The sequence below is a fragment of the Novosphingobium profundi genome (genome assembly GCF_020524485.1).
GTDB classification, from domain to species: Bacteria; Pseudomonadota; Alphaproteobacteria; order Sphingomonadales; family Sphingomonadaceae; genus Novosphingobium; species Novosphingobium profundi_A.
In genome coordinates, this window is record NZ_JAIVLF010000004.1 from 222,847 (window position 1) to 248,392 (window position 25,546).

Sequence of the window (25,546 nt, forward strand, 5' to 3'; positions counted from 1 at the left end):
CCGCGACGCAGGATCGAAAGCGAGCTGGCCGTCCCATCCGCACAGGACGCGCCCGAGCACCAGAAGGAAAGCCAGATGAAAGTCTATTACGACGCCGATTGCGACATCAACCTGATCACCTCCAAGAAGGTCGCGATCCTGGGCTACGGCAGCCAGGGCCACGCCCACGCGCAGAACCTGCGTGACAGCGGCGTCAAGGACGTGGCGATCGCGCTGCGCCCGGGTTCGGCTTCGGCCGCGAAGGCCGAAGGCGCGGGCTTCAAGGTCATGGCGAACGCCGAAGCGGCCGCCTGGGCCGACGTGCTCATGATCCTCGCGCCCGACGAGCACCAGGCCGCCATCTACGCTGCCGACCTGCACGACAACCTGAAGCCGGGCGCCGCGCTCGCCTTCGCCCACGGCCTCAACGTCCACTTCGGCCTGATCGAGCCGCGCAAGGACATCGACGTCATCATGATCGCGCCCAAGGGCCCGGGCCACACCGTGCGCGGTGAATACCAGCGTGGCGGCGGCGTGCCCTGCCTCGTCGCAGTCGACCAGGACGTCTCGGGCAACGCCCACGACATCGCCCTTGCCTACGCTTCGGGCGTCGGCGGCGGCCGTTCGGGCATCATCGAGACCAACTTCCGCGAAGAGTGCGAAACCGACCTCTTCGGTGAGCAGGCCGTGCTCTGCGGCGGCACCACCGCCCTCGTCCAGGCCGGTTTCGAAACCCTGGTCGAAGCCGGTTACGCGCCGGAAATGGCCTACTTCGAGTGCCTCCACGAGCTCAAGCTGATCGTCGACCTGATGTATGAGGGCGGCATCGCCAACATGCGCTACTCGATCTCGAACACCGCCGAATACGGCGACATCAAGACCGGTCCGCGTCTCATCACCGAAGAGACCAAGAAGGAAATGAAGCGCGTTCTGGAAGACATCCAGTCGGGCCGTTTCGTGAAGGACTTCGTCCTCGACAACCGCGCCGGCCAGCCGGAACTGAAGGCGTCGCGCAAGACCGCGCAGCGCCACCAGATCGAGGAAACCGGCGCCAAGCTGCGCGCCATGATGCCCTGGATCGGCGCCAACGCCCTCGTCGACAAGACCAAGAACTGATCGCGCTGCGTCCCACCGGACGCCGCATCGCGACACTTGCAGACCCGATCCTGTTCGCGCAGGGTCGGGTCTGTGCTTTCTCGGGTTCTGCAAACACGCAGCCAGCGCCCGTTCAGCCGCCCCTTGCGAAGGATCGCGAATGACACGCTATACCCGCCGTATCCCCGCCCTCGTGGCCGCTCTTGCCCTTCCCCTGATGGCCCTGCCCGCCTGCTCGGCCTCCTCGCAAGGAGGCCCCGACATGGCCGCAAGCCCCACCGATCCGACACCGGCTGCATCCCGCGACGCCTCCCCCATCGGCCCTGAGCCGGAAGCGCTGTGCGGTGTCGAGCTGTTCGAACGTCACGTCGGCGAAGAGGCCACGGAAGCTCTCCTTGCCTCGATCCGTGAAGCGCGCGGCAAGAAGCCCATGCGCGTCCTGCCACCCGGCTCTGTGATGACCATGGATTTTCGCCAGGACCGCCTCAATATCCTGACCGACGAGGACAATATCATCACCACCATGCGCTGCGGCTGATCTCTCCCCACGCCCGGTTCTGCCGCCACGCGGACAGATGCGCGCCGCGCGGCGCGGCGTGCGGATTTGGCGCAATCAGGCCCTTTACATTGCGCGCAGCAGTGCCCATAGGCTTTGGCATGACTCGTCGTCTTGGCCTTCTCCTGCGACTTACGCGCCCTTGGGCGTGAGCTTGCGTGCTGCCCTGACAGCGCGCACGGCGCTCAAGGGGACCTGAGAAAGACGCGCGCAGGACGCCAGATCCGCGCAGCGCAAGGCCAGCAAGACAAATTCCGAACGAGACACACCCATGACAATGCTGAAAGACCCCTCGGTCAAGTATCGCCCCTTCCCGCAGATCGACCTGCCCAACCGCCAGTGGCCGTCGCAGACGATCACCAAGGCGCCGCGCTGGCTCTCCACGGACCTGCGCGATGGCAACCAGGCCCTTATCGATCCGATGGGCGCGGAGAAGAAGACCCGCTTCTTCGACCTGCTCGTCAAGGTTGGCCTCAAGGAGATCGAGGTCGGCTTCCCGAGCGCAGGCGCGACCGAGTTCAATTTCATCCGCGGTCTCGTCGATTCGGGCCGTATCCCCGAGGACGTCCTCGTCCAGGTGCTGACCCAGTCGCGCCAGGACCTGATCGAGAAGTCGTTCGAGAGCCTCGCGGGCGTTCACGAAGCGATCGTCCACGTCTACAATGCGGTCTCGCCGCTGTGGCGCAACGTGGTCTTCAACATGGACCGCAAGGACGTGCGTGGCATTGCCGTCAACGGCGCGAAGATCATCCGCGACCAGATCGCCAAGTACCCGCAGACCAAGTGGAACGTGGAGTACAGCCCCGAGACCTTCTCGACCGCCGAACTCGACTTCTCGATCGAGTGCTGCGAGGCGGTGATGGAGGTTCTCCAGCCCACGCCCGAGAACCCGATCATCCTCAATCTGCCGGCCACGGTCGAGGCGGCGACGCCCAACATCTACGCCGACCAGATCGAGTACTTCTGCCGCAACCTGCCCAACCGCGAAAGCGCGGTCATCTCGCTGCACACCCACAACGACCGGGGCACCGGCGTTGCCGCGGCGGAACTGGGCCTCATGGCGGGCGCGGACCGTGTCGAGGGCTGCCTGTTCGGCAATGGCGAGCGCACCGGCAACTGCTGCCTGGTGACGGTTGCGATGAACATGTACACGCAAGGGGTCAGCCCCGAGCTGGATTTCTCGGACATCGACGAGGTCATCCAGACGGTCGAATACTGCAACCAGCTCAAGGTCCCCGAGCGTCACCCCTACGGCGGCGAACTGGTCTTCACCGCGTTCTCGGGCTCGCACCAGGACGCGATCAAGAAGGGCTTTGCGGCCAAGGAAACGCGCAACAACGAAGTCTGGGCCGTGCCGTATCTGCCGATCGACCCCGCCGACCTCGGCCGCGACTACGAGGCGGTCATCCGCGTCAATTCGCAGTCGGGCAAGGGCGGCTTTGCCTGGGTCATCGAGCAGGACCAGGGCCTCAAGCTGCCCAAGCGCATGCAGGCGCACTTCTCCAAGCACGTGCAGAACCTGGCCGACGAACTCGGCCGCGAGTTGCAAGCCGGTGACATCTGGGACGTGTTCCGCGCAGCCTATCGCCTCGATGCGCCGCAGCGTTTCCAGCTCATCGACTGGGACGAGGCACGTGGCAGCGACGGCACCCGCGTCTTTGCTGGCAAGATCGGCGTCGATGGCCAGGAACAGTCGGTCTCGGGCCGCGGCAAGGGCCTGATCTCCTCGATCGTGGCGACGCTCGATGAGGGCTTCGGCGTCAAGCTCGACGTGCGCGACTACGCCGAGCACTCGATGGGCAAGGATTCCAACGCCCGCGCCGCCGCTTACGTCGAATGCGTGACGCCCGAGGGCCAGGTCATCTGGGGCGTGGGCATCGACGAGGACGTGGCGACCGCCAGCGTGCGCGCCGTGCTGAGCGCGGCCAACGCCGTGGGCGCCTGATCCTGCTACCAAGACAAACGCAGAAGGGCGGGAAGAGCATAGGCTTTTCCCGCCCTTCTCATATGCCGCGCCGACGATTTTTCTTTCCCTATACGTAAAGCAATCTCGACAGTCCGCTTCCGCCTGCCTATCCTTTTGGACAAAGCACATGTTCTGGAAGAGAGATTGCCCGTGACTGGACCTGACAGCGGCGCCGCAGCGCGTCTTCGCGCCAAGCTGCGCCTGCCCGTGATTGCCGCCCCGATGTTCCTTGTGTCCGGCCCCGAGCTCGTGATCGCACAGGTGCGCTCCGGCATTGTCGGCAGTTTTCCCTCGCTCAACGCGCGGCCCGTCAGCCAGCTCGACGAGTGGCTTCATCAGATTACCGAGGAAACGACGGGGTGCGAGGCTCCCTTCGCGGTCAACCTGATCGTCCACAAGTCGAACGCCCGCGTCGAGGAAGACCTCGCCGTGCTCGAGAAGTGGAAGGTGCCGCTTGTCATCACCTCGCTCGGAGCCAATGCCGAACTGAACCAGGCTGTCCATGGCTGGGGCGGGATGGTCCTGCACGACGTGATCGACAATCGCTTCGCCCGCAAGGCCGTGGACAAGGGCGCGGACGGTCTCATCGCGGTCGCCGCAGGTGCTGGCGGGCATGCGGGGCGCCTTTCCCCCTTCGCGCTGGTTCAGGAGATCCGCAGCTGGTTTGATGGGCCCCTCGCCCTCTCCGGCTCGATTGCCAATGGTCCCGCCATCCTCGCCGCCCAGGCCCTTGGCGCCGACTTCGCCTATATCGGCACCCCCTGGATCGCGACCGAGGAAGCCCAGGCCGTCCAGGGCTACAAGGACGCCATCGTGGCGGGTTCCGCCTCCGACATCGTCTATTCGAACCTGTTTACCGGCGTTCACGGCAACTACTTGCGCCCCTCGATCGTGGCGGCCGGTCTCGATCCCGACAACCTGCCCGAAGGAGACCGAAGCCAGATGAACTTCGGTTCGGGTGGGAACACCGCCGCCAAGGCCTGGAAGGACATCTGGGGCGCCGGGCAAGGGATCGGTGCTGTCCAGACCGTGGAAAGCGTCGCTGCGCGCACCGAGCGCCTCGAACGCGAATATCAGGAGGCCCTGATCCGTCTGCGTGGCCGCACCGGCATGGCCTGAACCACAGGCTCGGCGCTTTCCGGCGGCACGGCGGGGACAGGCGTGGCCGCCCAGAGGGCTTCTGCTACCTCATCGAGCTCGGAGAAGTCGCGTGTGGCCGGGTCGTAGCGGTTCAGCAGCGGACGCTGGACCCGCGTGTCGAGCAGGAAGCGCCGCAAGGCCCGCTGCAGAAGTGCGAGGCGCATCTGCGCCTGGCGTGCCGCCTGTGCGGGATCGCGGCTCCGCTGGCGGGCCCAGTCCGCCTCGATCTGCCCCACCCGCAAGGTGACGAGTTCGCTGTAACGGCGATGCGGCCCCCGGTGGAGCGGCAGCCCAAGCCGCAGCGCCGCCACCTCGCGGCAGGGAAGCAGCAGGCCGTTCTCGCGAAAGTCCTCGAAGCGGGCATGACCATCGCCGATTTCGCGAAACATGCGCTCAAAACTGGTGCGGGCGAGCAATTGGCGCGGCAGGAGATGATGGCGCTGAAGGGCGGGATCGTATCCCGGCGCGTTCTGCCGGTTGACCGATCGGAACGCGAGGAAGTTACGTCGACCACCCTCGGGCGGGGTCATTCAGCACGCCACGCCCAGATCTTGCGCCCCTGCCCGGCGGGCTCGAGGACAAGCTGCTCGGCACCGATAGAGACGTCCACCTCGCCCGGAGGCACGCCGTTTGCGACAAGGTAATCGACCAGCCGCACCGCCAGCTTGATATCCGCCACGGGATCGTCCTTGGTCCCGGCTTCGAGTTGCATCTCCGCGCCGGCAAAGAAGGCCAACCCCTGGCTCGCCACGCTGCCATCGGGCGCGCGCGCCAGCGAGGTCAGCCCCAGCGCCGGAAAAGCCCCGCCCGCCAGCCAGTTGAGGACGAGGCGGGCAAAATAGGCGGGCTCCATCGCACTGCGGGCCGGAGGCCAGAGGACTTCCCGGAGCGGCAAATGCAGCGCCAGGTTCGCGGCCAGCCCGGCCATAGTGCGAATGACCGGCGCCAGTCCCGCTCCGGCGGCAATGTGGCCCGCAGGCCCCAGGATAACGGCTTCGCCCGGCGTAGTCGGCGCATCCTCGCCCATCGGAGCAAAGCCATATCTCCGGGACGAAGCCGGCAGCGGTTCGGCCTCGGCGGGAGCGAGCCCGCGCAGGTCGAACGTCAGGCCGCTTGCCAGGATTTCCACCCAGCCTTCCTCCGCCGGGGGCTCATGGCTCAGGCGCGCGACAAGGCCATCGTTGCCGCCCTCTTCGACAACGCGGCGTATGGTGGCAAGATCCGGGCGGGTTCCAGGCGCGAAGACAAGCGCAAAGGCCTCGTCCGCGACGGGCCAGGCCCTGGTTGAAACGCTCGCTTCCACCGCTCTTGCCGTCCTCCCGGGCCCCCGAACCGCATTGGCGCACAGCCAAGCCTACTCGTCCAATAGGCCACAACTGGCCCCCGTTCGTCGAGTCTCTTGCGCGCATTCGTCTCACGACGGGTCAGAAGACGCCCATGGCAAGCCCTGTCGCGAGCGCCTCGCCCATCTCCCGGCATGCCGATAGAGAGGCCTGCGGCACTATCTTGGGCGCCAGGATCTCCTCGGGCGTCTGCGCCCCCAGGTTGACGATCATCCCCTCGGCCACACGCTTGAGCCGCCAGCCCGTGGCGATCCGCTCGATCTGGGCCTGCGCGCCGTGTCCGTCCGAGCCGGCCGCGATCACCGTCGCATAGCCCCGCCCCTCGATGCGGCCCAGCACGGGGTAGTAGGCCTGGTCGAACATCTCCTTCATCTCGCCCGTCACGCTGGCAAGGTTCTCCGGGCACACGAAAACATAAGCCCCGGCCTCCAGGATATCGTCCGCCGTGACATCGCGGGCCCGTATACGGCGCACACCGCCCCCCTCACCTGCATCACGTGCGCCCTCTTCCAGCGCCTCCGACAGCGCGCGGGCCGCCCCTGTTCGGCTGTGCCAGATGATCGCCAGATGGCTCATTGCGGGGTGTACTCCTCATGCAGGGGTGTTGGCGGCGTGAACGCTCTTTACCGTTGCCACGCGGTACGTGTAACCGCAGCGCCATGGCTTCGCGACCTTCAACCGTTTTCGGCATCGAGCGCTCCCTCACCGGCAAGTCCTGGCTCTGGCGTGGGGGAAACATGGACATCTCGCAAGGCTTCGGAAGCCCCGGCGGACTGGAGGATGACATCGTCACCCAGCTCCTCCTCTCGCGCGGGGTCGATCGCAGCGATCTGGACCGCCACCGCAATCCCTCGCTGCGCGCCTTTCTGCCCGACCCGTCCGAGTTCCAGGACATGGACGTGGCCGCTGCGCGCCTGGCCGATGCGGTCCAGAGGCGCGAGGCGATCACCGTCTACGGCGACTACGACGTCGATGGCGCAACCAGCGCAGCGCTGCTGATCCTGCTGCTGCGCCGCCTGGGCATCGAGGCCCGGTACTACATCCCCGACCGCCTGCTCGAAGGCTACGGCCCTTCGGGCGAGGCGCTTGTGCGCCTGGGCAAGGAAGGCTCCGATCTCGTCGTCACGGTCGACTGCGGGGCCATGGCGCACGAGGCGCTGGCCATGGCGAAGGATGCCGGGCTCGATGTCGTCGTGGTCGACCACCACAAGTGCTCGCCCGAGCTTCCCAGAACGGTCGCGCTGGTCAATCCCAACCGCCTCGACGAGAGCGACCTTGCCGCCTCGCACGGAAATCTCGCGGCCGTGGGCGTTGCGTTCCTCCTTGCCATCGCCACCGTGCGCACGCTGCGCGCGCGCGGCTACTTCCAGGAGAGGCGCGAGCCCGACCTCTTTGCCCTGCTTGATCTCGTCGCCCTGGGCACGGTGGCGGACGTCGCCTCGCTCCACGGCCTCAACCGCGCGCTCGTAGCGCAAGGGCTCAAGGTCATGGCCCGGCGCGAGCACATCGGCATGTCCGCGCTGATCGATGCGAGCCGCCTGAGCCGCGCCCCCACCTGCTCGGACCTCGGCTTTGCGCTGGGTCCGCGCATCAACGCCGGCGGGCGCGTGGGCGAATCGACGCTGGGCGTGCGCCTTCTCACCACCACCGACCCGCACGAGGCCGAGCAGATCGCTGCCCAGCTCTCGCACCTCAATGACGAGCGCCGCGCAATCGAGCAGGCCGTGCAGGAAGCGGCCGAGGAGCAGTTGGCCCGCCAGGACAACCGCTCGGTCCTTGTCCTGGCCGGCGCAGGCTGGCACCCCGGCGTCATCGGGATCGTCGCCGGGCGCATCAAGGAGAAGACCGGCAAACCTGCACTCGTCATCGCGCTCGAGGCTGACGAGGCGGGCAATGGCAAGGGATCGGGCCGCTCGATTGCGGGCGTGGACCTGGGTGCGGCGATCATTGCCGCGCGCGAAGTGGGCCTGCTGGTGGCGGGCGGCGGCCACGCGATGGCCTGCGGCCTTACCATTGCGCCGGACAAGCTGGATGCCCTGTCCGACTGGCTCGACGACAGGTTGGCCGGAGACGTCGCCCGCGCCAGCGCCAGCCAGTCGATTCGCCTCGATCTTGCGCTGTCGCCGGGCGGCCTGACGCCCGACCTCGTCGAAACACTCGACGGCGCAGGCCCTTACGGGATGGGCTGGCCGGGCCCGCGCGTGGCCGTGGGGCCGGTGCGCGTGTTCAAGGCGGACGTCGTGGGCAAGGACCACGTGCGCCTGATCGTGGGCGGACAGGATGGCGGGCGTTTCAAGGCCATGGCCTTCCGCGCGGCCGAGACCGACATGGGCCAGGCCCTCCTCCATGGCAGCGAAGGACGCCGCCTGTGGCTCGCCGGACGCACCAAGATCGACGACTGGGGCCCGCGCCCTCAGGCCGAACTGCATATCGAAGACGCCGCCTTTGCCGACTGAGTTTCAAGAATTTTTGCAGGAATTTCATTTTTCGCCAACGATAGGGGTTGACCGTTCATGGGACCCCCGCTAGAGGCGCGGTCCTGCCACCGGCGCAGCACGGTTTGGCCCCTTCGTCTAGCGGTCTAGGACGCGGCCCTTTCACGGCTGAAACACGGGTTCGAGTCCCGTAGGGGTCACCATTCCGGTGCTGTGCCTGGCAGGTTTTAAAATGGCTTAACGGCCCCTTCGTCTAGCGGTCTAGGACGCGGCCCTCTCACGGCTGAAACACGGGTTCGAGTCCCGTAGGGGTCACCAAGCTTTTTTGAAACGCCTTACATGGCCTTCGTGGCCCCTTCGTCTAGCGGTCTAGGACGCGGCCCTTTCACGGCTGAAACACGGGTTCGAGTCCCGTAGGGGTCACCACTTCTTCTTCCGGCAAGAAACGCCGGTCCGGGCGCATCAGCCCTTCCCCTCACCTTCGTGATACCTCGTCCTAGCGACAGGCCGTAGCGCCCATCGTACGCTGCGCCTGGTCCAGATGCAGGTGATTGGCGTGCGCCGCGTTGTAATCAGGCGAAAGCACGGTCGCGAAGGGTCCGCAGGCCGCATCGCGCACCGCGTGGAGAAACGCCGCCTTGCCGCCGGTCTCTTCGTCCCAGTCATCGAGCAAGGTGATACGCGTGCCATCCTCCAGGACGAAGCCCGCAATGTCGATGGCGTTGCCTGTGGCGTGCTCGCTCCAGTTGCCCTGCTCGCCGCCACCGATCCGTCGGCAGTTGTAGGTTCCCATGTGCTCGATCCGGGCGACACCCTGCCCCAGATGCGCGCGCGCCGCCGGTTCGATGCCATGGCGCAGCCAGCGCGCAAAGGCCGCATCGACCGCGCAGGTCGTCTGCGCCGTGGAGGGGCGTAGCCCAAACCCCAAGGCGGAGACCGAGGCCAGTTGCTGGCGATCTTCGCGCCGACATGCACCGTCGCCGGTGGCGGGCAGGATGTCAGGAACGATGGCGCTGCGTTCCAGAAACGCGATACATGCCCTGGGATCGTCACGCAGGGCCGCGAGCTTGAACCCCGTGGCCCAGCCCTCGGGCTGGTCAAGCGTCAGCGGCACACGCGGATCATGTTCGGGATGATCGGCGAGCCAGGCCAGCCCTGCCGCCACAAGGCACACCAGCGCCAGGAGAACGAGGGCAATCCGGTCGAGAGGCAAGCGGCCAAGAAACGAGGACATGGCCCTTACAAGCCGTGTCGCGCCGCTTTGCTCCCGCCCGCAGCCCCCTTGGGTCGCTCTCTCAGTCGCTCAGCATGGCCACAACGAACCAGGACAGGCCGGTTGCAGCCAGGAACAGGGGCCAGGACCAGAAGAAGACATGACCGTCAATCGACGCACGCTCGAGCAGGAGCACACCGCCACGCATGCCCTGCGAGCCCAGAATACCGGCCACCACCCATGTCAGCAGCCCGGCCGGAAAGAACGCCTTGATAAGCGCCACGTCGCAATCTCCTCCTTCAGTTCCCCGGCTAGACATGCGCCCAAGTGGTTAACGTCGTGCAAATACATAGCGAACGATAGCGAAATTCAATGAAAGTCGCGTGACTTGGGGATCACGCGGACATCGCGCGGGTGGCTGCGATTGTAGCCGCAATCGCGATTGCCCGGCCCCGGCGCCCGCCAGGGCTCGACCGGCGCGAAGGCCTCCCCCTCTTCGCTGCCCCGAGCCCCGGCCCTGTCCATCTGCTCGGCGCGGCTCGGCAGCGGGTGGGACACATGATCGGCGCGCGCCGGAGAGGCAGGCAGAAGGTCCTCGGACAGGCGGTGCAGGTCCTGCGTCGCGTCGGTAAGGTGCGCGGCGATGACGTGGATCACCTCGTCGTCGTATTCGACCCGCCCGCGCACTTCCATGACGCGCGCGCCCATGATGACGCGGCGCTGCTTCTCCATGAGATCGGGCCAGACCACGATATTGGCCACGCCCGTCTCGTCCTCCAGCGTGATGAAACACACGCCCTTGGCGCTTCCCGGACGCTGGCGGATGAGGACCACGCCCGCGACCTTGACCATCGCGCGGAACTTGCGTGCGCGCAGATCCGCGCAGCGTACGAAGCCGCGTTCGGCCAGGGATGCCCTCAGGAAGGCCATGGGATGCGCTTTCAGGCTCAGGCGCTGGGTCTGGTAGTCGGCGACCACTTCCTCGCTGAGAGGCATGCCAGGGAGGCGTGTGGGCGATGTCTCGGCCCCCTCGTCGCGGGCCGCCGCCGCCGCGAAGAGCGGAAGGTCGGGCGCGGCGATCAGGCTGCGCGCCTCCCACAAGGCCTGGCGGCGCGGCAGCGACAGCGAGGAGAAGGCATCGGCCGAGGCCAGCTTCTCGATCAGGGCGGGCCCCAGATGCGCCCGCTCGCGCAGGGCCGCAACGTCCGTAAAGGCCCCTCCGGCAGAGCGCGCGGCCACCAGCTTGGCCGCCGCATGCTCGGGAAAACCGTCGATCTGCCGCAGGCCCAGCCGCAGCGCGACACGTCCACCGTCCCGGGGAGAGCCCTCCAGCGTGCAGTCCCAGTGCGAGTGGTTCACATCGACGGCACGCACCTCCACCCCGTGCTCACGCGCATCGCGCACGATCTGCGCGGGCGCGTAGAAGCCCATGGGCTGCGAATTGAGGAGCGCGGCGGCAAAGGCCGCCGGGAAATGGCATTTCAGCCAGCTCGACACGTAGACGAGGTGCGCAAAGCTCGCCGCGTGGCTTTCAGGAAAGCCGTATTCGCCAAAGCCCTTGATCTGGTTGAAACAGCGCTCGGCGAAATCGAGATCGTAACCACGCGCGACCATGCGCCCGACCATCATGTCCTCCAGCTCGTGGACCATCCCGCGCGAACGGAAGGTCGCCATGGCCTTGCGCAGCCGGTTGGCCTCGGCGCTGGAGAACTTCGCGGCATCAAGCGCGATCTTCATGGCCTGCTCCTGGAAGATCGGAACCCCCAGCGTGCGCGCGAGAATACTGGTCAACTCGTCCGGCGGGCCATGCTCGGGCGCGGGCGCGGGGATTGCCACCGCCTCCTCCCCGCGCCGCCGCTTGAGGTAGGGATGGACCATGTCGCCCTGGATGGGGCCGGGGCGCACGATGGCGACCTGAATGACAAGGTCGTAGAATTCGCGCGGGCGCAGGCGCGGAAGCATGTTCATCTGCGCGCGGCTCTCCACCTGGAACACGCCCAGCGAATCTCCCTTGCGCAGCATTGCATAGGTCTCCGGGTCCTCGCGCGGGACCGTGGCCAGCGTCAGGTCGCGGCCATGGTGCGCCCCCAGCAGGTCCAGGCACTTGCGAATGCAGGTGAGCATGCCAAGCGCCAGGACATCGACCTTGAGAATGCCCAGCGCGTCGATGTCATCCTTGTCCCACTCGATGAAAGAGCGGTCCGCCATGGCCCCGTTGCCGATCGGCACGGTTTCGCTCAACGCCCCCTGAGTGAGGATAAAGCCGCCCACATGCTGCGACAAATGACGAGGCATACCAATCATTTGTTCGGTCAACTTGAGAACACGCCGCAAGTGCGGATCGGTAAGGTCCATGCCCGTCTCGTGGACGTGCTTCTCGCCTATCTCCTTGCCGTAGCCACCCCAGACGGTGCGCGCGAGCGCGCTTGTCACGTCCTCGGTCAGGCCCATCGCCTTACCCACCTCGCGGATCGCCATGCGCGGACGGTAGTGGATGACCGTGGCGCACAGCCCCGCGCGGTGGCGGCCGTAACGCCGGTAGATGTACTGGATCACCTCCTCGCGCCGCTCGTGCTCGAAGTCGACGTCGATGTCGGGCGGCTCCTTGCGCTCCTCGGAAATGAAGCGGTCGAACAGGAGCGCGTGCTTGGCCGGATCGACCGCGGTGATCTCGAGACAGTAGCAGACCGCCGAATTGGCCGCCGATCCGCGCCCCTGGCACAGGATCGGCGGCTCCTGCCCGCGCGCGAAGTCGACGATGTCCTTTATCGTCAGGAAATAGCGCGCCAGCCCCATCTTGCCGATCAGCGCGAGTTCGCGGCGCAACGTGGCGTCCACCGCCTCGGGTGTACCTTCGGGGTAGCGCCGGGCCGCCCCCTCCCAGGTCAGGAGCTCAAGCTGCGCCTGCGGATCGCGCCCTCCGGGGCAGATCTCCTCGGGGTACTCGTACTGCAGTTCCTCCAGGCTGAAGGTGCAGGCATCGGCGAGGTCACGCGCGGCGCGGATCGCGTGGGGCCAGCGCGCAAAGAGCCGCTCCATCTCGGCGGGAGACTTGAGGTGCCGCTCGCCATTGGGCTCCAGCGCCAATCCGGCGCGTGCGACGGTAGTCCGGTGGCGGATCGCGGTCATCACGTCGTGGAGCGGGCGGCGCTCGGGCGCGTGATACAGCACGTCGTTGGTGGCGAGCAGCGAAAGCCCTGACCCACGTGCCATCGCGTCGAGCTGCGCGATCCGCGCCACATCATCCCCGACATGGAGATAGCACGCGGCAATGTGGCCTAGCCCGGGGAGGTGGACGGCAAGGTCGGGCAGCAGCTCATCCAGCGCACCTGTGCGTTCAAGCAACGCCGGGGCCTGCGCGCTCTCCCCCCCAAGGGCAACCACGTTGCTTTCCACGGCAATCGTGAAACGCTCCTCCAGGTCGCGCGGAGGCACCAGCACAAGGTGGACACCCTCCCCCCGCGCGGCCAGCATCGCCAGCGAAATCTCGCACACGCCCTTGTCCTGCCATTCCCCGTCCAGCGTCCCCATGCGCCCGGCTGAAATCAGCGCGCAGAGCCGCCCATAGGCCGCACGGTCCTGCGGATAGGCAAGGAAGGTCAGCCCCTCGACGGTTTCGATCCGGCACCCGATGACCGGGCGCAGCTTGAGCGCATGCGCCTCGGCGTGGATGCGCACCACGCCCGCCATCGAGTTCACATCGGCAATGCCGATGGCATCGTAGCCCAGCTCGTACGCGGTCTCGACCAGGCTCACCGCATCCGAGGCTCCGCGCAGGAACGAGAAGCAGCTCACCAGACCCAGCTCCACAAAGGAACTGCGCGCAGGTGGCTCCACGCTGTCAGGGTCGACAGTCACGCGGCGGCGGTCAGGGGTCAGCGGAGCTTCGGGCATGGCAAACGAACGCAATCACGAAAGGAACAAATGTTCCTTATATGTTCTCATTTACTCATGCGCCAGCCCGGAGCCTAGGAATAGGTGGCGATCGTCGCGGCCATGTCATCGAAACGCACCCAGGCGGCCACCGCCACCGCCGCCGTGAGCAGGCAGGTCACGCAGATGGCCAGGGTTCCGCGCGAAAGCGGCTGCGGGCGCAAGGGAAGCAAGGTCATCACGGCCACGCCCAGCGGCAGCGCCACCGCGCCCGGCATATCCGGCCCCACCCCCTGCATCAGCAGGAAGCCCAGCGTCAGGCCGTACCCCAGGCTCACGGCCGCCACCACGCCGTCCACCGCCAGCGCAAGGCCAGCAGGGACGAAACGCCGCAGCCCGGCGGCAAGCCCCGTCAGCATGAGCGGGATCGTCAGCGGATAGGCCGCCACCGGCGCAAGCGCCTGTGCCGCGCATCCCAGCAGCAGGATTGGCACCATTGCGCCGACGTCGCCGCTCACGCCCCGGGGCTTGCGGCCGAACGTCGCCACAGCCAGCGCCACCGCGGCAAAGGCGACCATGGCCTGAAGGCGGGGGATCGCGGCCAGCCTGTCATAGTAGTTCGCCCCCTCGCCCGAAACCGAGAGCATGTTGACCCCTGTGAAAACCAGCGCCGATCCGACCAGCAGCACCAGCATCCGCACCAGACCACTGAGCGCCGCGCGCGCCTCGACACGCCCCGCGAGCGCCAGCCCGCCGCCCGCAACGGCAAGGGCCAGCATGCCCCAGCCCCACACCGGCGCATAGTCGAACACGAAAAGGCCAAAGACATCGAAGAAGACCCGACCGGGGGCGGGTCTGGGCAAAGGCTCCGGCCCCAGCAGCGCCCGCGTCAGGCCCAGCGTCTGGTCGCCCATCTGCTGGAGCGAACCCCGGTCCAGATTGGCCGGTGTGGCCTGGGGCGAATGGTAGAGTTCGGGCCGCCCGATGAAGGCGAAGTTCCAGGCCGCGTAGTCGCCCTCGAGCGCAACGGTAAGATCGGTGTCGTTGGGCAGGAAGGCATAGATGAAGGTGGACAGCGAATCCCCGCCCGGGTGCCTCGCCGCCTTCGCCCAGAGGCCCGCCACTTCGCCGTTGTCCCGCGAGGTCTGGAACAGGCGGGCCACACCCCCGCCGCCGCGCGCCTCGAGATTGATGATCGCACCGATCCGCTCGGCCTCGGGCGCGGCTTCAAAGAACATCCTGGCTCCGCGAAGCCCGGCCTCTTCGCCATCGGTCAGGAGAACGTAAAGGGTGCGTGCTGGCACAGGTCCGGCCTTCAGAGCCCGCACGGTTTCAAGGATCGTGGCCACCCCGGCGCCATCGTCGGCTGCGCCGGGCGAGCCTTCAACGCTGTCGTAATGCGCCATCAAGGCCACCCCGGGCAGCGAGGGATCGCGCCCGGGCAGCTGCGCGATGACGTTGATGAGCGGAATGTCCGCTCTCTCCAGTCCCGCCCTCGCGTTGAGATGCTTGCGCCCCGGATCGTCAAACGCGCCGGCCTGTTCACGCACCACCAGCCCCTGTTCGCGCAGCTGCGCGCTCAGCCAGGCACGTACCTGCGCAATTTCGGCGGAGCCGCTGGGGTGCGGTCTTCGGGCGATCCGATCAACATGTGCCATGGCCCTTTCGGCCGAGAACGCCTCGACCGGAGTATCCTGTCCGTGCGGTGACGGAGGCGTGGTCCCCATGATCGCCAGGACCAGAGCGCACAGAACTGCACTGCATAACACCAGAACCTGCTTCAACGGCGCACTCCCCTCAAGTGCGCCGTTTGTCCTGCCTCGGGCGCAAGGCTGTCAAGAGCCCCCGCCCTTGTGCTGGACGTGTCAGGGAATGAGGCGATCCTCGCGCAACTTTGCAAAGAGATCGAAGAACGCCTCGTCGGTGGCCTCATACCCGGTGAAGCCCAGCTTTCGGCTCTTGCCCATGTCGGTGACAACCTCGATGGGACGCCCCAGGTCAGCATCGGTGTGCCAGGGGGAGGCCAAGCGTGCGAGGTCGCTTTCGACGAGGCCATGGCGCGCCGCGATATCGGTCCAGATGTCCGCGTCGTGCGCCATCTGCTCTTCCAGCGGGCGCACGGTGCCATCGAAGGGCGCAGCCTCGATGCCGAACCACTGCGCGATCCGCTCCCACATCCAGCTCCAGCGAAAGACATCGCCGTTGACGATGTTGAAGGCCTCGTTCGCCGCAGCGGGCGAGGTCGCGGCCCAGACCAGCTGGCGGGCCAGCTGGCGCGCATCGGTCATGTCGGTGAGGCCGTTCCACTGCATGGCCGATCCCGGGAAGGTGAAGGGACGCCCCGTTTCGCGGCAGATCGTGGCATAGACAGCCAGCGTGGTGCCCATGTTCATGGCGTTGCCCACGGCCTTGCCGATCACCGTGTGCGGGCGGTGGACCGACCAGGTGAAGCCATCGCGCTCGGCCGCGGCGAACAGCTCGTCCTCCTGTGCATAGTAGAAGTTCTCGACATCGAGCCGCCCCTGGTCCTCGCGGAAGGGGGTCTTGGGCAGGTGGCCCTTGCCGTAGGCCTCGAGCGGCCCGAGGTAGTGCTTGAGCCCGGTCACCAGCGCTACGTGCCGCGCACGGCTTGCCGAAGGCAGCGCGGCCAGCAGGTTGCGCACCATCGCGCCGTTCACGCGGATGTTTTCGGCCTCGCTGTCCCGGCGCAGCCAGGTGGTGAGGAAGACGGCGTCGGGATGGATGTCCGCCAGCGCGGCCTTCGTCCCTTGTGCGTCGAGCAGATCGGCCGCGACCGGCGCCACGCCGTCCTGTTCCTGCGGGCGGCGGGCGAGGCCATGGACCTTCCAGCCTTGGGCGACGAGCTGGCACGCCACGGCGCTGCCGGTAATGCCAGTTGCGCCCACCACGAGTGCAGTGCGGGTCATGCAATTCTCCGTTTCTCAGCTTTGCAGGTTTACCTTGGCGCCCGATCTAGGCAGGAACGCACGAGCCTTCCAGAAGGCACCATTTCGGGACATAGGCACCAGGAGGTAACCACCCATGCAACCAGGTACCCCCGAGGACCAGTGGCGCGAGGACTGCGCGCCGCGCCGGGTCCTCGAACTCTTCGCGACCAAGTGGACCAGCATGGTCCTGCACACGCTCCACGCCCGCCACGAAGGGGCCGCGCGCACCGGTGTGCTGTTGCGCAGCCTTCCTGGAATCTCCAAGAAGATGCTGACGCAAACTCTTAGGGATATGGAATATTCCGGTCTGATATCACGCCACGTTCAGGGCACGATCCCGCCCGCTGTCGAATATCGCCTGACACCGCTCGGCCTGCGCTTCGTGGAGCCTGTCGAACTGCTCTACGGCTGGGGGCGCGACAACGCGGACGCCCTCGACGAATTGAAACAAAGGCCGACCTCGCGCCGTTGAGCGCACGTTCGCTGCATCCCAAAGAAAGACCTCTCCATGCGCCAGGTTCTCCGCCAGCACCCCGCCCTTCGCGACGATATCGGCGACCTCACCACCCGCCGGCCGCTACCAAGCCGCGATCTGCCCCAGCTCGATCCGTTCCTGTTTCTCAACCACCACGGGCCTCAGGTCTACGCCCCCGGCAACCACGGCCTCCCCTTCGGCCCGCATCCGCACCGTGGCTTCGAGACGGTCAGCTTCATCCTTAAGGGCGAGATGGCGCACCTCGACAGCGGCGGGCATGAAAGCGTGATCGGCGAAGGCGGGATCCAGTGGATGACGGCGGGCTCGGGGCTCGTCCACGCCGAGATCAGCCCGGAAAGCTTCAAACAGAGCGGCGGCCCGCTCGAGATCCTGCAACTGTGGGTCAACCTGCCCGCCCGCCTCAAGATGACGCACCCCGACTACACCGGCCTGCAGCGCACGGACATTCCGGCCATCGCCGTGCCGGGCGGGACGGTGAACCTGATCTCCGGCGATTTCGAAGGGCAGAAGGGTCCCTATGCCTCGCTCACCGGCGTCGCGATGATGACGGTGGAACTGGAGGCCGGAGCCAGCCTGACGCTGCCCGCGCCCTCGGTGCGCACGGTGTTCCTCTATGTCGTGGCGGGCGAGCCCGTGGTCGGGGGCACTGCGTGCCAGGAAGCGCATCTCGTCGAGCTCGATCAGGGCGGTGATGCCGTCGAGGTCACGACGCACGGCCCCGTAACCCTGCTTTACGGGCACGCCGATCCCATCGGCGAACCAGTCGTGGCGCATGGCCCCTTCGTCATGAACACCCGCGAAGAAATCCACGCCGCGATCCAGGACTACCAGGCAGGCAAGTTCGGCGCGATTGCCGGGTAATCCGGCAACGCGCCTTCAACGCAGACGCCGCTTGTCGAGCGCGATCCCGGCGAGGTTCTGCCCTCGCCGGATCCAGCGCACGCGCACTCTGGGACCTCCCGCGATGAGTTCGCGCAAGCGCGTGGCGTATGGCTCCCGCCCCGAACCACCGTCCAGCACGCCCTGCGCCTCGTTCACCACGGCCAGCGCATCGCCGAGCAGGACCACGTCCTCAAGGCCGATGCGGCAGGCAAGATCCAGCGCCTCCAGCAGCGCCAGCCACTCGGCATCGAAACTGCCGCCCTCTCCCATATCCTCGAACAGATGCGCCTCGCCGCGTACGACGACCGCCGCTTCCATCCGGCCCGGGTTGGGACGGCAACCGCCGTCGAAATAGATCTTGGTCCTGCCACCTGCCATGGCGTCCTCTACCGCGCCACTCTCGCGTGTGCGAGCCCCCTCTTCCAGGGTTGCCGAATGCGGATCGGGTCAAGTGCGACCTGAAGAAAGAAGCATTTTTCAAGGGGCCATCGCCCCTTGACCCCAAAATCGGCGACCTCGCCTTTCTCAGCCAGGGTGGCGCGCGCGAGGTGAGCTAGACGGGATGGGCAGCCCGAGGGCGATGGCCCTCGGAAAATTCTTTATTGACTTTAAATATAAATCCCAAATTACTGAAAAATATATATTTATAAATTACCCAAAGAGCCCTTGGAGAAACCACGCCGGGACACCCCCGCGCCCGTCGCCAACGACCCCGCTGCGGTAGATCCAGTAGCGGCGTCCTGTGGCATCCTCGATCCGGTAATAGTCGCGCAGGCGCACGGCGCCGCGTTCGCGCCACCATTCCGGAGCAATGCGTTCAGGCCCTTCGGAGCGCAAAACGTCATGCGTCGCCCCCCGCCAGCGAAAGCGCCGGGGCAGGCCGTCCGGGGTCTCGTAGATTACCGATATCGGCTCAGGCTTATCCAGCATTTTCAAAGGTCTGATTTCATAATCGGACACACATTGCGAAGTCTTGAGGGGAGCCAGAGGCTCCTGCCAGCGCTGCGCGCGCTCGGGCATGTGGCTGGCGAAGGGAACCGGACGACGCACCGCCTCGGCCCCAAGGCGTACCGTCAGCCGGTCTACGCAAGCCGCAAGGCTGGTTCCGCGCGCCTCGCCTTCCTCGCCTGCCTGTTCGAGATCGCGCTGGGCCAGATCGAGCGGCTCGCACCAGGGCGCACGCAGGCGCACCATCTCGATCCCGAAGCCCGCATCGACATCCTCGATCCGCCGCGCGAAGAGCCCGGCCAGATGCGCGGTCGCGCGCGAGGGCGCCGCCATCTCGACCTTGCGTACGACGAGTTCGCCATCGACTTTCCAGAGCCCCAGTTCGAGCCGCCGTGCCCCTTCTCCCCGGCCTTCAAGCACGCGCTCCATGTCCGCCGAGAGATCCCGCACCACCTGCTCCAGGAGGGCCAGATGGCGGATCGGTTCGAGCAGGCGCCGCTGGACAAGCGGGGCGTGGGTGACGAGCACGGGCAGGAGCGGCTCGGGCACGCGGCCCAGAAGCTGGTCCATGCGCATGAGCGGGTTGGCGCTGGCCGAACGGCGGTTGCGAAAGCGCCGCACCAGCGCGTCGCGCGCCACGCCGTCCAGATCCCCCAGCCGCTTCAGTCCCAACCGCCGCAGCACGGTCAGCACATCTCCATCGAGCCGGAGCGCGGCCACGGGAAGGCTGACGAGGCGCTGGGCGGGATCGTCCCCTTCGCGCAGGATCGCCCCGTCCGGGCCATGGTGCGCAAGCGCCCAGGCCGCCCCGGCGGTGGGCGCGATGGCCATGCGGGTCGCCAGCCGGCGGCGTGCAAAGGCCTTGCGCGCATCGGCCAGCAGCGCCGCCTCGCCCCCGAACAGATGCGCGACCCCGGTCACGTCAACCAGCAGGCCATCGGGGGGATCAAGCGCCGACCAGGGTCCCCAGCGCAGCGCCCAGCCCGCAAGCTTTTCCAGAAACGCCAGGTCTCCTGCCGGATCGGACGGAGCCACGGCGAGGCCAGGACAAAGCGTGCGCGCATCGGCCAGCATCATGCCCGCCTGCGCGCCCGCCGTGAGCCCGGCGGCATTGGCCGCGGCAATGCGCGGCCCATGCGCGGTCTCCGCGATCAGCGCGAGCGGGTGGGCATCGGCGCCCTCCCCTTCGGCAAGCCCCTCGCCCAGCCGCCAGCGGTCGAGCGCCAGAACGCGCAGCCAGATGCCGAGGATACGGCGGGAGGAGGCTCCTTCCAGCATGGCGCGTCAGGCCCCGCCGCCTCCCTTGGCACGCGCCAGGGTGTTCTGCAGTTCGGGCGCCGCGCCGCCCGTTTCGGCCACCAGCCGTCCATCCCCGCACAAAAGCCACTGGCCCGGAGGATGGCGCCGCGCACGAAAGAGCTGCGCCTGCCAACTCGGCGCTCCGGGCGCCTGCGCGTTCCAACGCGGCGCAAGCGATGGCGCGGAGGCGACCTCCCAGCGCATCCGCGCCGAGGAAAGATCGCGCCGGGCATCGAGCCGGACCAGCCAGAACGGCACGCCATGGCGCTCGGCGGCAAGACCAAGACGGCGCGATGCGGTCATGTCGAGCGCGCGCGGGTTGCCCGAAATCTCGCCGATGACGAAGGCAAGGTCGCGGCAGCGCAGCCCTTCCTCGAGCGCGAAGAGCGCATCCTCCGGGCTCTTCACCGCGACGTGGATCAGGCGGTCGCGCAAGCTCTCGGGAAGCCCGGGCCGGTAAGGGCGTCCGCTGCGGGTCAGGGCCTTGCGGTCCTGCACCCAGAGCCACATGCGCGTATCGGGCGTGTCGGCCAGCGGATCGGGCGCGCGGGCCTGCTGGCGATCAAGCGCAAGGGCCAGGGCCAGCGCAGCGCCCGCGCCCTCATCGCCCGAAGCGAAGATCTCGCCATGCGCGGTGGCTTCCCCTGCCTGTCCCGGCGCCCATCGCTCGCCCTGCTGCTCACCAAGACGGGTGGCGCCAAGCTCGGCGGCGGTCGGCAGGGAAAGGGACGGATGCGAAGTCATGGCAGAACACCGTTACGGGAACAATGTTCTTATTATGTTCTCATTGAGGTCCGTTTGCAATCGCCTTGCTGTGCGCAAGGGTGTGGAGATGCATGTGGATAACCTGTGCGCACAATGAGGATATCGTCAGCGCGATTTCTCTCCCCGCACGAAAAAGGGGGCGCCGAGACGCCCCCTTTTCCTGTTTCGAAACCTGATGCGCAAGGCTCAGTCGATCGGCGGGACCGGCTGCGGCGGCGCATCGGCGTCGCTCTCGTGGACCTCAACGAGGCCGCGTCCGACGTGGCTCTTGCGGTAGCCGTAGGCGAAATAGACGATCAGGCCGATGCCGCCCCAGACCGGAAGAACCATCTTCGATTCAAACGGCAGATTGAGGAACAGGCCGAAGCAGCCAGCGGCCGCCAGCGGGGCAACCACCCACACCAGCGGCGTGCGGAACGGGCGCGGACGGTCGGGCTGGGTGCGGCGCAGGATCAGCACGGCCAGGGCCACCATGAAAAAGGCGAACAGCGTGCCCGAGTTCGAGATGTCGGCCAGCTGGCCCACCGGCAGGAAGGCCGCGAAGAAGGAGACGGCAACGCCGGTGATCATGGTCACGATGTGTGGGGTCTTCCACTTGGGGTGGATCGAGGCGAGCTTCTCGGGGAGAAGCCCATCGCGCGCCATCACGAAGAAGATGCGGGTCTGACCAAAGAGCATGATCAGGATGACCGAGGGCAGCGCCAGGAAGGCGGCCACGCCGATGAGGTCACCCACGCGCTCCCAGCCCACCGCGCGCAGCACGTGCGCCAGCGCCTCGCGCGAGCAGACGAGCGGCTCGGTGCCGGCGGCGACAAGGCTCTTGCACTGGTCGGCCAGCATCGAGGTGCCGGGCGCCAGAATCTCTCCGTTGGGGCCCGAAACCGGCTGCGCGCCGATCGCGCCGATCGCGCCTGCGGCAACCAGCAGGTAGAACACGGTACAGATCGCCAGGCTGCCGATCAGGCCGATGGGCACGTTCTTCTGGGGGTTCTTGGTCTCCTCGGCCGCGGTCGAGACCGCGTCGAAGCCGACGTAGGCAAAGAAGATCGAGGCCGCCGCGCCCACCGCGCCAAGGCCCGCACCCTGGCCGTTGCCGAACCAGCCGTTGGGCATGAAGGGCTCGAAGTTCTCGCCCTTGATGACGGGCAGCGTGAGGACGATGAAGACGGTAAGTGCGGTGACCTTGATCGCCACTAGCACGGCGTTGACGCGCGCACTTTCGGTAGTGCCGACCATCAGCAGCGCGGTCACCAGCAGCGCGATCAGGAGCGCGGGCAGGTTCACGATACCGCCCGCATAGGGCCCGACCGAGATCGCATGGGGCAAGGTGATGCCCCAGCTGTTGAGCAGGCCCACGAAGTATCCCGACCAGCCGACCGAAACGGCGCTGGCGGCCACCGCATATTCGAGGATGAGCGCCCAGCCCACCATCCAGGCGAGAAGTTCGCCCATGACCGCGTAAGTATAGGTGTATGCCGAGCCCGAAACCGGCACCATCGAGGCGATCTCGGAGTAGCACAAGGCCGCCACGCCGCACACGACAGCCGCGATGACGAAGGCCCACATCATGCCCGGCCCCGCCTTCTGCGCGGCCTCGGAAGTGAGAACGAAGATACCGGTGCCGATGATCGCGCCGACGCCCAGAAGCGTCAGCTGAATGGCCCCGAGCGACCGATGTAGTGATTTCTTTTCCGCCGTCGCCAAAATGGCGTCGAGCGGTTTGACGCGTCCAAACATGCGTGGATCCCTGAATTCGCTGATGGGCGCAAGCTAGTCCAAGGCGCGCGCAAGGCAATAGCTGCAAGCCCCATAAGGGCAGCCTTTGAACAGGAATCCGCGCAAAACATGCCGTTTGCGCCAAGTTTCACCTCCCGCTAGGAGGCGCAGCACATAACGGGCACATCAAAGGAGAGGCCATGTCCACGACGTTCCAGCTCGACACGGCGACCAGCCGTGCCCATCCCACGCCCGCGCCGATGAAGCGCCTGACGATCCCGGCCATCCGCGCACGCAAGGATGATGGCGTCACGGCAGAGCCCATCGTCATGCTCACCGCCTACACCGCGCGCCAGGCACAGCTGCTCGATGCGCACTGCGACCTCCTGCTCGTGGGCGACAGCCTGGGCCAGGTAATCTACGGCCTGTCCTCCAGCGTGCCGGTGACGCTGGAGATGATGATCAACCATGGCGCCGCCGTCGTGCGCGGCAGCTACCACGCCGCGGTTGTCGTCGACATGCCGTTTGGCACCTATGAGCAGTCGCCCGAGCAGGCCTTTGCCAACGCGGCCCGCCTGCTGAAGGAAACCGGCTGCGCGGCGGTCAAACTGGAGGGCGGCGAGGCCATGGCCGAAACCGTCGCCTTCCTGACGCAGCGCGGCATTCCGGTGATGGGCCATGTCGGCCTCACCCCCCAGGCGGTCAACGTGCTGGGCGGCTACAACGCACGCGGGCGCTCGGACGCGGAAGCCCAGAAGATCGTGGACGATGCCAAGGCGCTCGACGCGGCCGGGGCCTTTGCGGTCGTGATCGAGGGCGTGGTTGAGCCCATCGCGATTGCCGCCACCAAGGCGATTGCCTGCCCGACCATCGGCATCGGCGGCTCGGCGCAGTGCGATGGCCAGGTGCTCGTCACCGAGGACATGTGCGGCCTGTTCGAGCGCGTGCCCCGCTTCGTCAAGCGCTATGCCAACCTTGCCGAAGAGATCGAGACCGCGGCGGCCACCTATGCGGGCGAAGTGCGCGCGCGCAGCTTTCCCGGACCCGAGCAGACCTACCAGCCCCGGAAAGGCTGAACGCTCCTCACCCGGCGTTTGGTGCGTCGCCCAGCAGCGCTTCGCCCTCGGCGATGAGCGGGGTCTCTCCAACCATGCTCCGAGCCTTGGCAAGAAGCGCGCGGGCGGTGCCGGGCGCCTCGTCCGAAGCGGCCAGCGCAAAGCCGAGCGCCTGCGCGGCGTCCGGGCTGGAGCGCTGGAGGCGGTAGGCCGCCTGCGCAGCCTCGCGCGCCTCTTGCATGTTGCCAAGCCCCGTCTCGACGAGGGCCAGATCGCAGAGCAGGCGCACATCGCGCGCACCGCCATTGTCGCGCAGCCAGGTCAGGATCGCGCGTGCGCGCAGATAGTCCCCGCTCGCCATCGCCAGCCCGGACGCGGCGCGCAGGGCCACGCGGCTCTCCGGGTTCTGATCGAGATAGCCCTGCACCAGGCCTTGCGCGCCCTTCGCATCGCCAGCGAGAAGAAAAGCCTCCACGCGCCGGCGGAACAGGCTGGGGGGCATGCGCACTCTTGTCGCAAGGGCATAACGCTCCTGCGCGGCGGCGGGATGGCCAAGGGCCAGCTGGACATCGCCGGCAAGCGCCTGGCTGTCGAAGAACCCGGGCCTCTCGCGGCGCATTACCTCGGCGGCCCGTTCGGCCGCACGCCCCTGCCCTTCGGCAAGCAGCCGACCGATCGGCCCAGCCCGCCCGACAACACGCAATTGCGCCTGTGCCGGGCGCGCGGCGCGGTCGAGCAGTTCCCCGGCCTTCTGGCGATTTCCCAGGACCTCGTAAGCCCGGGCGACCTGCGTAAGCAGGTAGGGCGAGGCCTCGTCGCGGGCTATCTCCGAGCCAAAGCGCATCGTCGCAAAGCGGAACTGCCCGGCCTCATAGATCGCGCGGGCGAGCAGGTCCTTGGTGCGGCGGCTGTCGGGCCGCTGGCGCAGCACCGCCTCGAAGGCCTCGATCGCGGTCTGCGGATTGCCGAGCGCCAGTTCGGCCACGCCGCGAAGCTGCTGGACACCGGGTACCGCATCGAGCTGACCTTCCGTGTGCGCAAGCAGGCTGCGGGCCAGTTCGAAATTTCCGGCGCGCGCGGCGATCACCGCCTGAAGGTAATAGGCCTGCGGGTTGCCGGGCATCAGTTCAAGCACGCGCCGCGTGACCGTTATCGCCTGCCCGGCGCGTCCGAGGTCACCAAGGCTCGCCGCATAGTCGAGCAGGAGCGAAACGTCCGAAGGCGCAGCCATGATGCCCTTCTCGAACCACGGCAAGGCACCGACAAGGCCATAGCGATCGCGCACGAGCTGCCCCTTGAACTGCAAGGCCCGGGCGCTCTGCGGCCCCAGTTCCAGCGCATGGTCGGCCGCGGCAATGGCCTCCATGTGGGCCCCGCGCACGTAATCCAGCCGTCCCATCTCGACCCACAGCTCCGGGTCATCCGGGGTCAGCGCGCGCGCCTTGGCGAAAGCCGCCTGTCCGGCCTCGAAGTGGCCCGAAAGTTGTTCCAGGCGGGCCAGCGCGCGCCAGCCACGTGCGGCGCTGCCGGGCGCGAAACCGCCCTCTTCGAGCCACGCCCGCGCCTTCTCGCGTTCCCCTTGCGCCAGATAGGCCTCGCCCATCCAGGCCGCGACCTCACCGCGCGATGCCCCATTGCCGAGCGCGGCGCGCAGTTTCATTTCGGCCGCAATGCCATCGCCGCGCGCAAGCGCCGCGCGCGCCTCTGCAATGAGGCCGGAGAGGGGCACCGCCTCTTGCCCGTGCCCCTCTCCGCTACCGGGTAGCGAGCACAGCACCAGCAGCGCCGATACCAGCGCGGCGCGCCCCCACGTCCATCTTCCCACCGTCATCGGGGC

General features: G+C 67.2%; 21 protein-coding genes and 3 tRNA genes. 11 read left to right on the forward strand and 13 right to left on the reverse strand.

What is annotated here, in order from left to right; all coding sequences use genetic code 11:
- Positions 1-24: 24 nt before the first annotated feature.
- From ilvC to LC060_RS11410, 4 genes are all read left to right on the forward strand, one after another.
- The gene (gene ilvC, locus LC060_RS11395) at positions 25-1,095 is read left to right on the forward strand and encodes a ketol-acid reductoisomerase (protein WP_226636521.1); all 1,071 of its coding nucleotides are present in this window, start codon (positions 25-27) and stop codon (positions 1,093-1,095) included.
- A 139-nt stretch (positions 1,096-1,234) separates the two neighbouring features.
- Positions 1,235-1,612: an I78 family peptidase inhibitor gene (locus LC060_RS11400; RefSeq protein ID WP_226635655.1), complete on the forward strand. Its 378-nt coding sequence runs from the start codon at positions 1,235-1,237 to the stop codon at positions 1,610-1,612.
- 289 nt (positions 1,613-1,901) lie between these two features.
- Positions 1,902-3,575: a 2-isopropylmalate synthase gene (gene leuA, locus LC060_RS11405; protein ID WP_226635657.1), complete on the forward strand. Its 1,674-nt coding sequence runs from the start codon at positions 1,902-1,904 to the stop codon at positions 3,573-3,575.
- 243 nt (positions 3,576-3,818) lie between these two features.
- Positions 3,819-4,715: an NAD(P)H-dependent flavin oxidoreductase gene (locus tag LC060_RS11410; protein ID WP_226636523.1), complete on the forward strand. Its 897-nt coding sequence runs from the start codon at positions 3,819-3,821 to the stop codon at positions 4,713-4,715.
- Here LC060_RS11410 and LC060_RS11415 read toward each other — a convergent pair.
- From LC060_RS11415 to LC060_RS11425, 3 genes are all read right to left on the reverse strand, one after another.
- Positions 4,670-5,266: an AHH domain-containing protein gene (locus LC060_RS11415; protein ID WP_226635659.1), complete on the reverse strand. Its 597-nt coding sequence runs from the start codon at positions 5,264-5,266 to the stop codon at positions 4,670-4,672. The two genes, LC060_RS11410 and LC060_RS11415, sit on opposite strands and share 46 nt — an antisense overlap.
- Positions 5,263-6,039, reverse strand: coding sequence for a hypothetical protein (locus tag LC060_RS11420; RefSeq protein ID WP_226635660.1), 777 nt, complete (start codon positions 6,037-6,039; stop codon positions 5,263-5,265). The genes LC060_RS11415 and LC060_RS11420 overlap by 4 nt, the downstream gene beginning before the upstream one ends.
- A gap of 121 nt (positions 6,040-6,160) precedes the next feature.
- A complete protein-coding gene (locus LC060_RS11425; protein ID WP_226635662.1) occupies positions 6,161-6,655 on the reverse strand; it encodes a flavodoxin family protein in 495 nt (164 codons plus the stop codon).
- A gap of 83 nt (positions 6,656-6,738) precedes the next feature.
- Here LC060_RS11425 and recJ point away from each other — a divergent pair, with 83 nt between their 5' ends.
- The 4 genes from recJ to LC060_RS11445 all read left to right on the forward strand — a co-directional run bounded on the left by recJ (position 6,739) and on the right by LC060_RS11445 (position 8,940).
- Entirely contained in the window at positions 6,739-8,535 is a 1,797-nt protein-coding gene (recJ, locus tag LC060_RS11430) for a single-stranded-DNA-specific exonuclease RecJ (RefSeq protein WP_226635664.1), read from the forward strand.
- 106 nt (positions 8,536-8,641) lie between these two features.
- Positions 8,642-8,717: transfer RNA gene (locus tag LC060_RS11435), tRNA-Glu, on the forward strand.
- A 39-nt stretch (positions 8,718-8,756) separates the two neighbouring features.
- Positions 8,757-8,832, forward strand: a tRNA-Glu gene (locus LC060_RS11440).
- Between the two features lie 32 nt (positions 8,833-8,864).
- A tRNA-Glu gene (locus LC060_RS11445) sits at positions 8,865-8,940 on the forward strand.
- Positions 8,941-9,010: 70 nt separating this feature from the next.
- Here LC060_RS11445 and LC060_RS11450 read toward each other — a convergent pair.
- From LC060_RS11450 to LC060_RS11470, 5 genes are all read right to left on the reverse strand, one after another.
- A complete protein-coding gene (locus tag LC060_RS11450; protein WP_226635666.1) occupies positions 9,011-9,748 on the reverse strand; it encodes an extensin family protein in 738 nt (245 codons plus the stop codon).
- Between the two features lie 61 nt (positions 9,749-9,809).
- Positions 9,810-10,010 carry a hypothetical protein gene (locus LC060_RS11455; RefSeq protein WP_226635673.1) on the reverse strand — a complete coding sequence of 67 codons (201 nt, stop codon included), beginning with the start codon at positions 10,008-10,010 and terminating at the stop codon, positions 9,810-9,812.
- 86 nt (positions 10,011-10,096) lie between these two features.
- The gene (locus LC060_RS11460; RefSeq protein ID WP_226635675.1) at positions 10,097-13,621 is read right to left on the reverse strand and encodes an error-prone DNA polymerase; all 3,525 of its coding nucleotides are present in this window, start codon (positions 13,619-13,621) and stop codon (positions 10,097-10,099) included.
- 74 nt (positions 13,622-13,695) lie between these two features.
- Positions 13,696-15,258 (reverse strand): M20/M25/M40 family metallo-hydrolase, encoded by a 1,563-nt coding sequence (locus tag LC060_RS11465; RefSeq protein WP_226635677.1) that lies wholly within the window; start codon positions 15,256-15,258, stop codon positions 13,696-13,698.
- A gap of 207 nt (positions 15,259-15,465) precedes the next feature.
- Complete coding sequence (locus LC060_RS11470) at positions 15,466-16,527, reverse strand: SDR family oxidoreductase (protein ID WP_226635679.1); 1,062 nt, start codon at positions 16,525-16,527, stop codon at positions 15,466-15,468.
- Between the two features lie 115 nt (positions 16,528-16,642).
- On the opposite strand from LC060_RS11470, the gene LC060_RS11475 reads away from it, so the two are divergent.
- Positions 16,643-17,020: a winged helix-turn-helix transcriptional regulator gene (locus LC060_RS11475; RefSeq protein WP_213501588.1), complete on the forward strand. Its 378-nt coding sequence runs from the start codon at positions 16,643-16,645 to the stop codon at positions 17,018-17,020.
- Between the two features lie 36 nt (positions 17,021-17,056).
- Complete coding sequence (locus tag LC060_RS11480; protein WP_226635681.1) at positions 17,057-17,905, forward strand: pirin family protein; 849 nt, start codon at positions 17,057-17,059, stop codon at positions 17,903-17,905.
- Between the two features lie 15 nt (positions 17,906-17,920).
- Here LC060_RS11480 and LC060_RS11485 read toward each other — a convergent pair whose 3' ends face one another.
- The 4 genes from LC060_RS11485 to LC060_RS11500 form a co-directional block, all read right to left on the reverse strand.
- The gene (locus LC060_RS11485) at positions 17,921-18,304 is read right to left on the reverse strand and encodes a reverse transcriptase-like protein (RefSeq protein WP_226635683.1); all 384 of its coding nucleotides are present in this window, start codon (positions 18,302-18,304) and stop codon (positions 17,921-17,923) included.
- A gap of 273 nt (positions 18,305-18,577) precedes the next feature.
- Positions 18,578-20,152, reverse strand: coding sequence for a DNA polymerase Y family protein (locus LC060_RS11490; protein WP_226635685.1), 1,575 nt, complete (start codon positions 20,150-20,152; stop codon positions 18,578-18,580).
- A gap of 6 nt (positions 20,153-20,158) precedes the next feature.
- Positions 20,159-20,917 carry a hypothetical protein gene (locus LC060_RS11495; RefSeq protein WP_226635686.1) on the reverse strand — a complete coding sequence of 253 codons (759 nt, stop codon included), beginning with the start codon at positions 20,915-20,917 and terminating at the stop codon, positions 20,159-20,161.
- A 207-nt stretch (positions 20,918-21,124) separates the two neighbouring features.
- The gene (locus LC060_RS11500; RefSeq protein WP_148626517.1) at positions 21,125-22,675 is read right to left on the reverse strand and encodes an amino acid permease; all 1,551 of its coding nucleotides are present in this window, start codon (positions 22,673-22,675) and stop codon (positions 21,125-21,127) included.
- 179 nt (positions 22,676-22,854) lie between these two features.
- Between LC060_RS11500 and panB the strand changes: the two genes are divergently transcribed.
- Positions 22,855-23,730, forward strand: a complete 876-nt coding sequence (gene panB, locus LC060_RS11505; protein ID WP_226635688.1) for a 3-methyl-2-oxobutanoate hydroxymethyltransferase — start codon at positions 22,855-22,857, stop codon at positions 23,728-23,730.
- 7 nt (positions 23,731-23,737) lie between these two features.
- Here the strand turns inward: panB and LC060_RS11510 are convergent, their stop codons facing one another.
- Positions 23,738-25,540, reverse strand: a complete 1,803-nt coding sequence (locus LC060_RS11510; RefSeq protein WP_226635690.1) for a tetratricopeptide repeat protein — start codon at positions 25,538-25,540, stop codon at positions 23,738-23,740.
- Between the last annotated feature and the right edge of the window lie 6 nt (positions 25,541-25,546).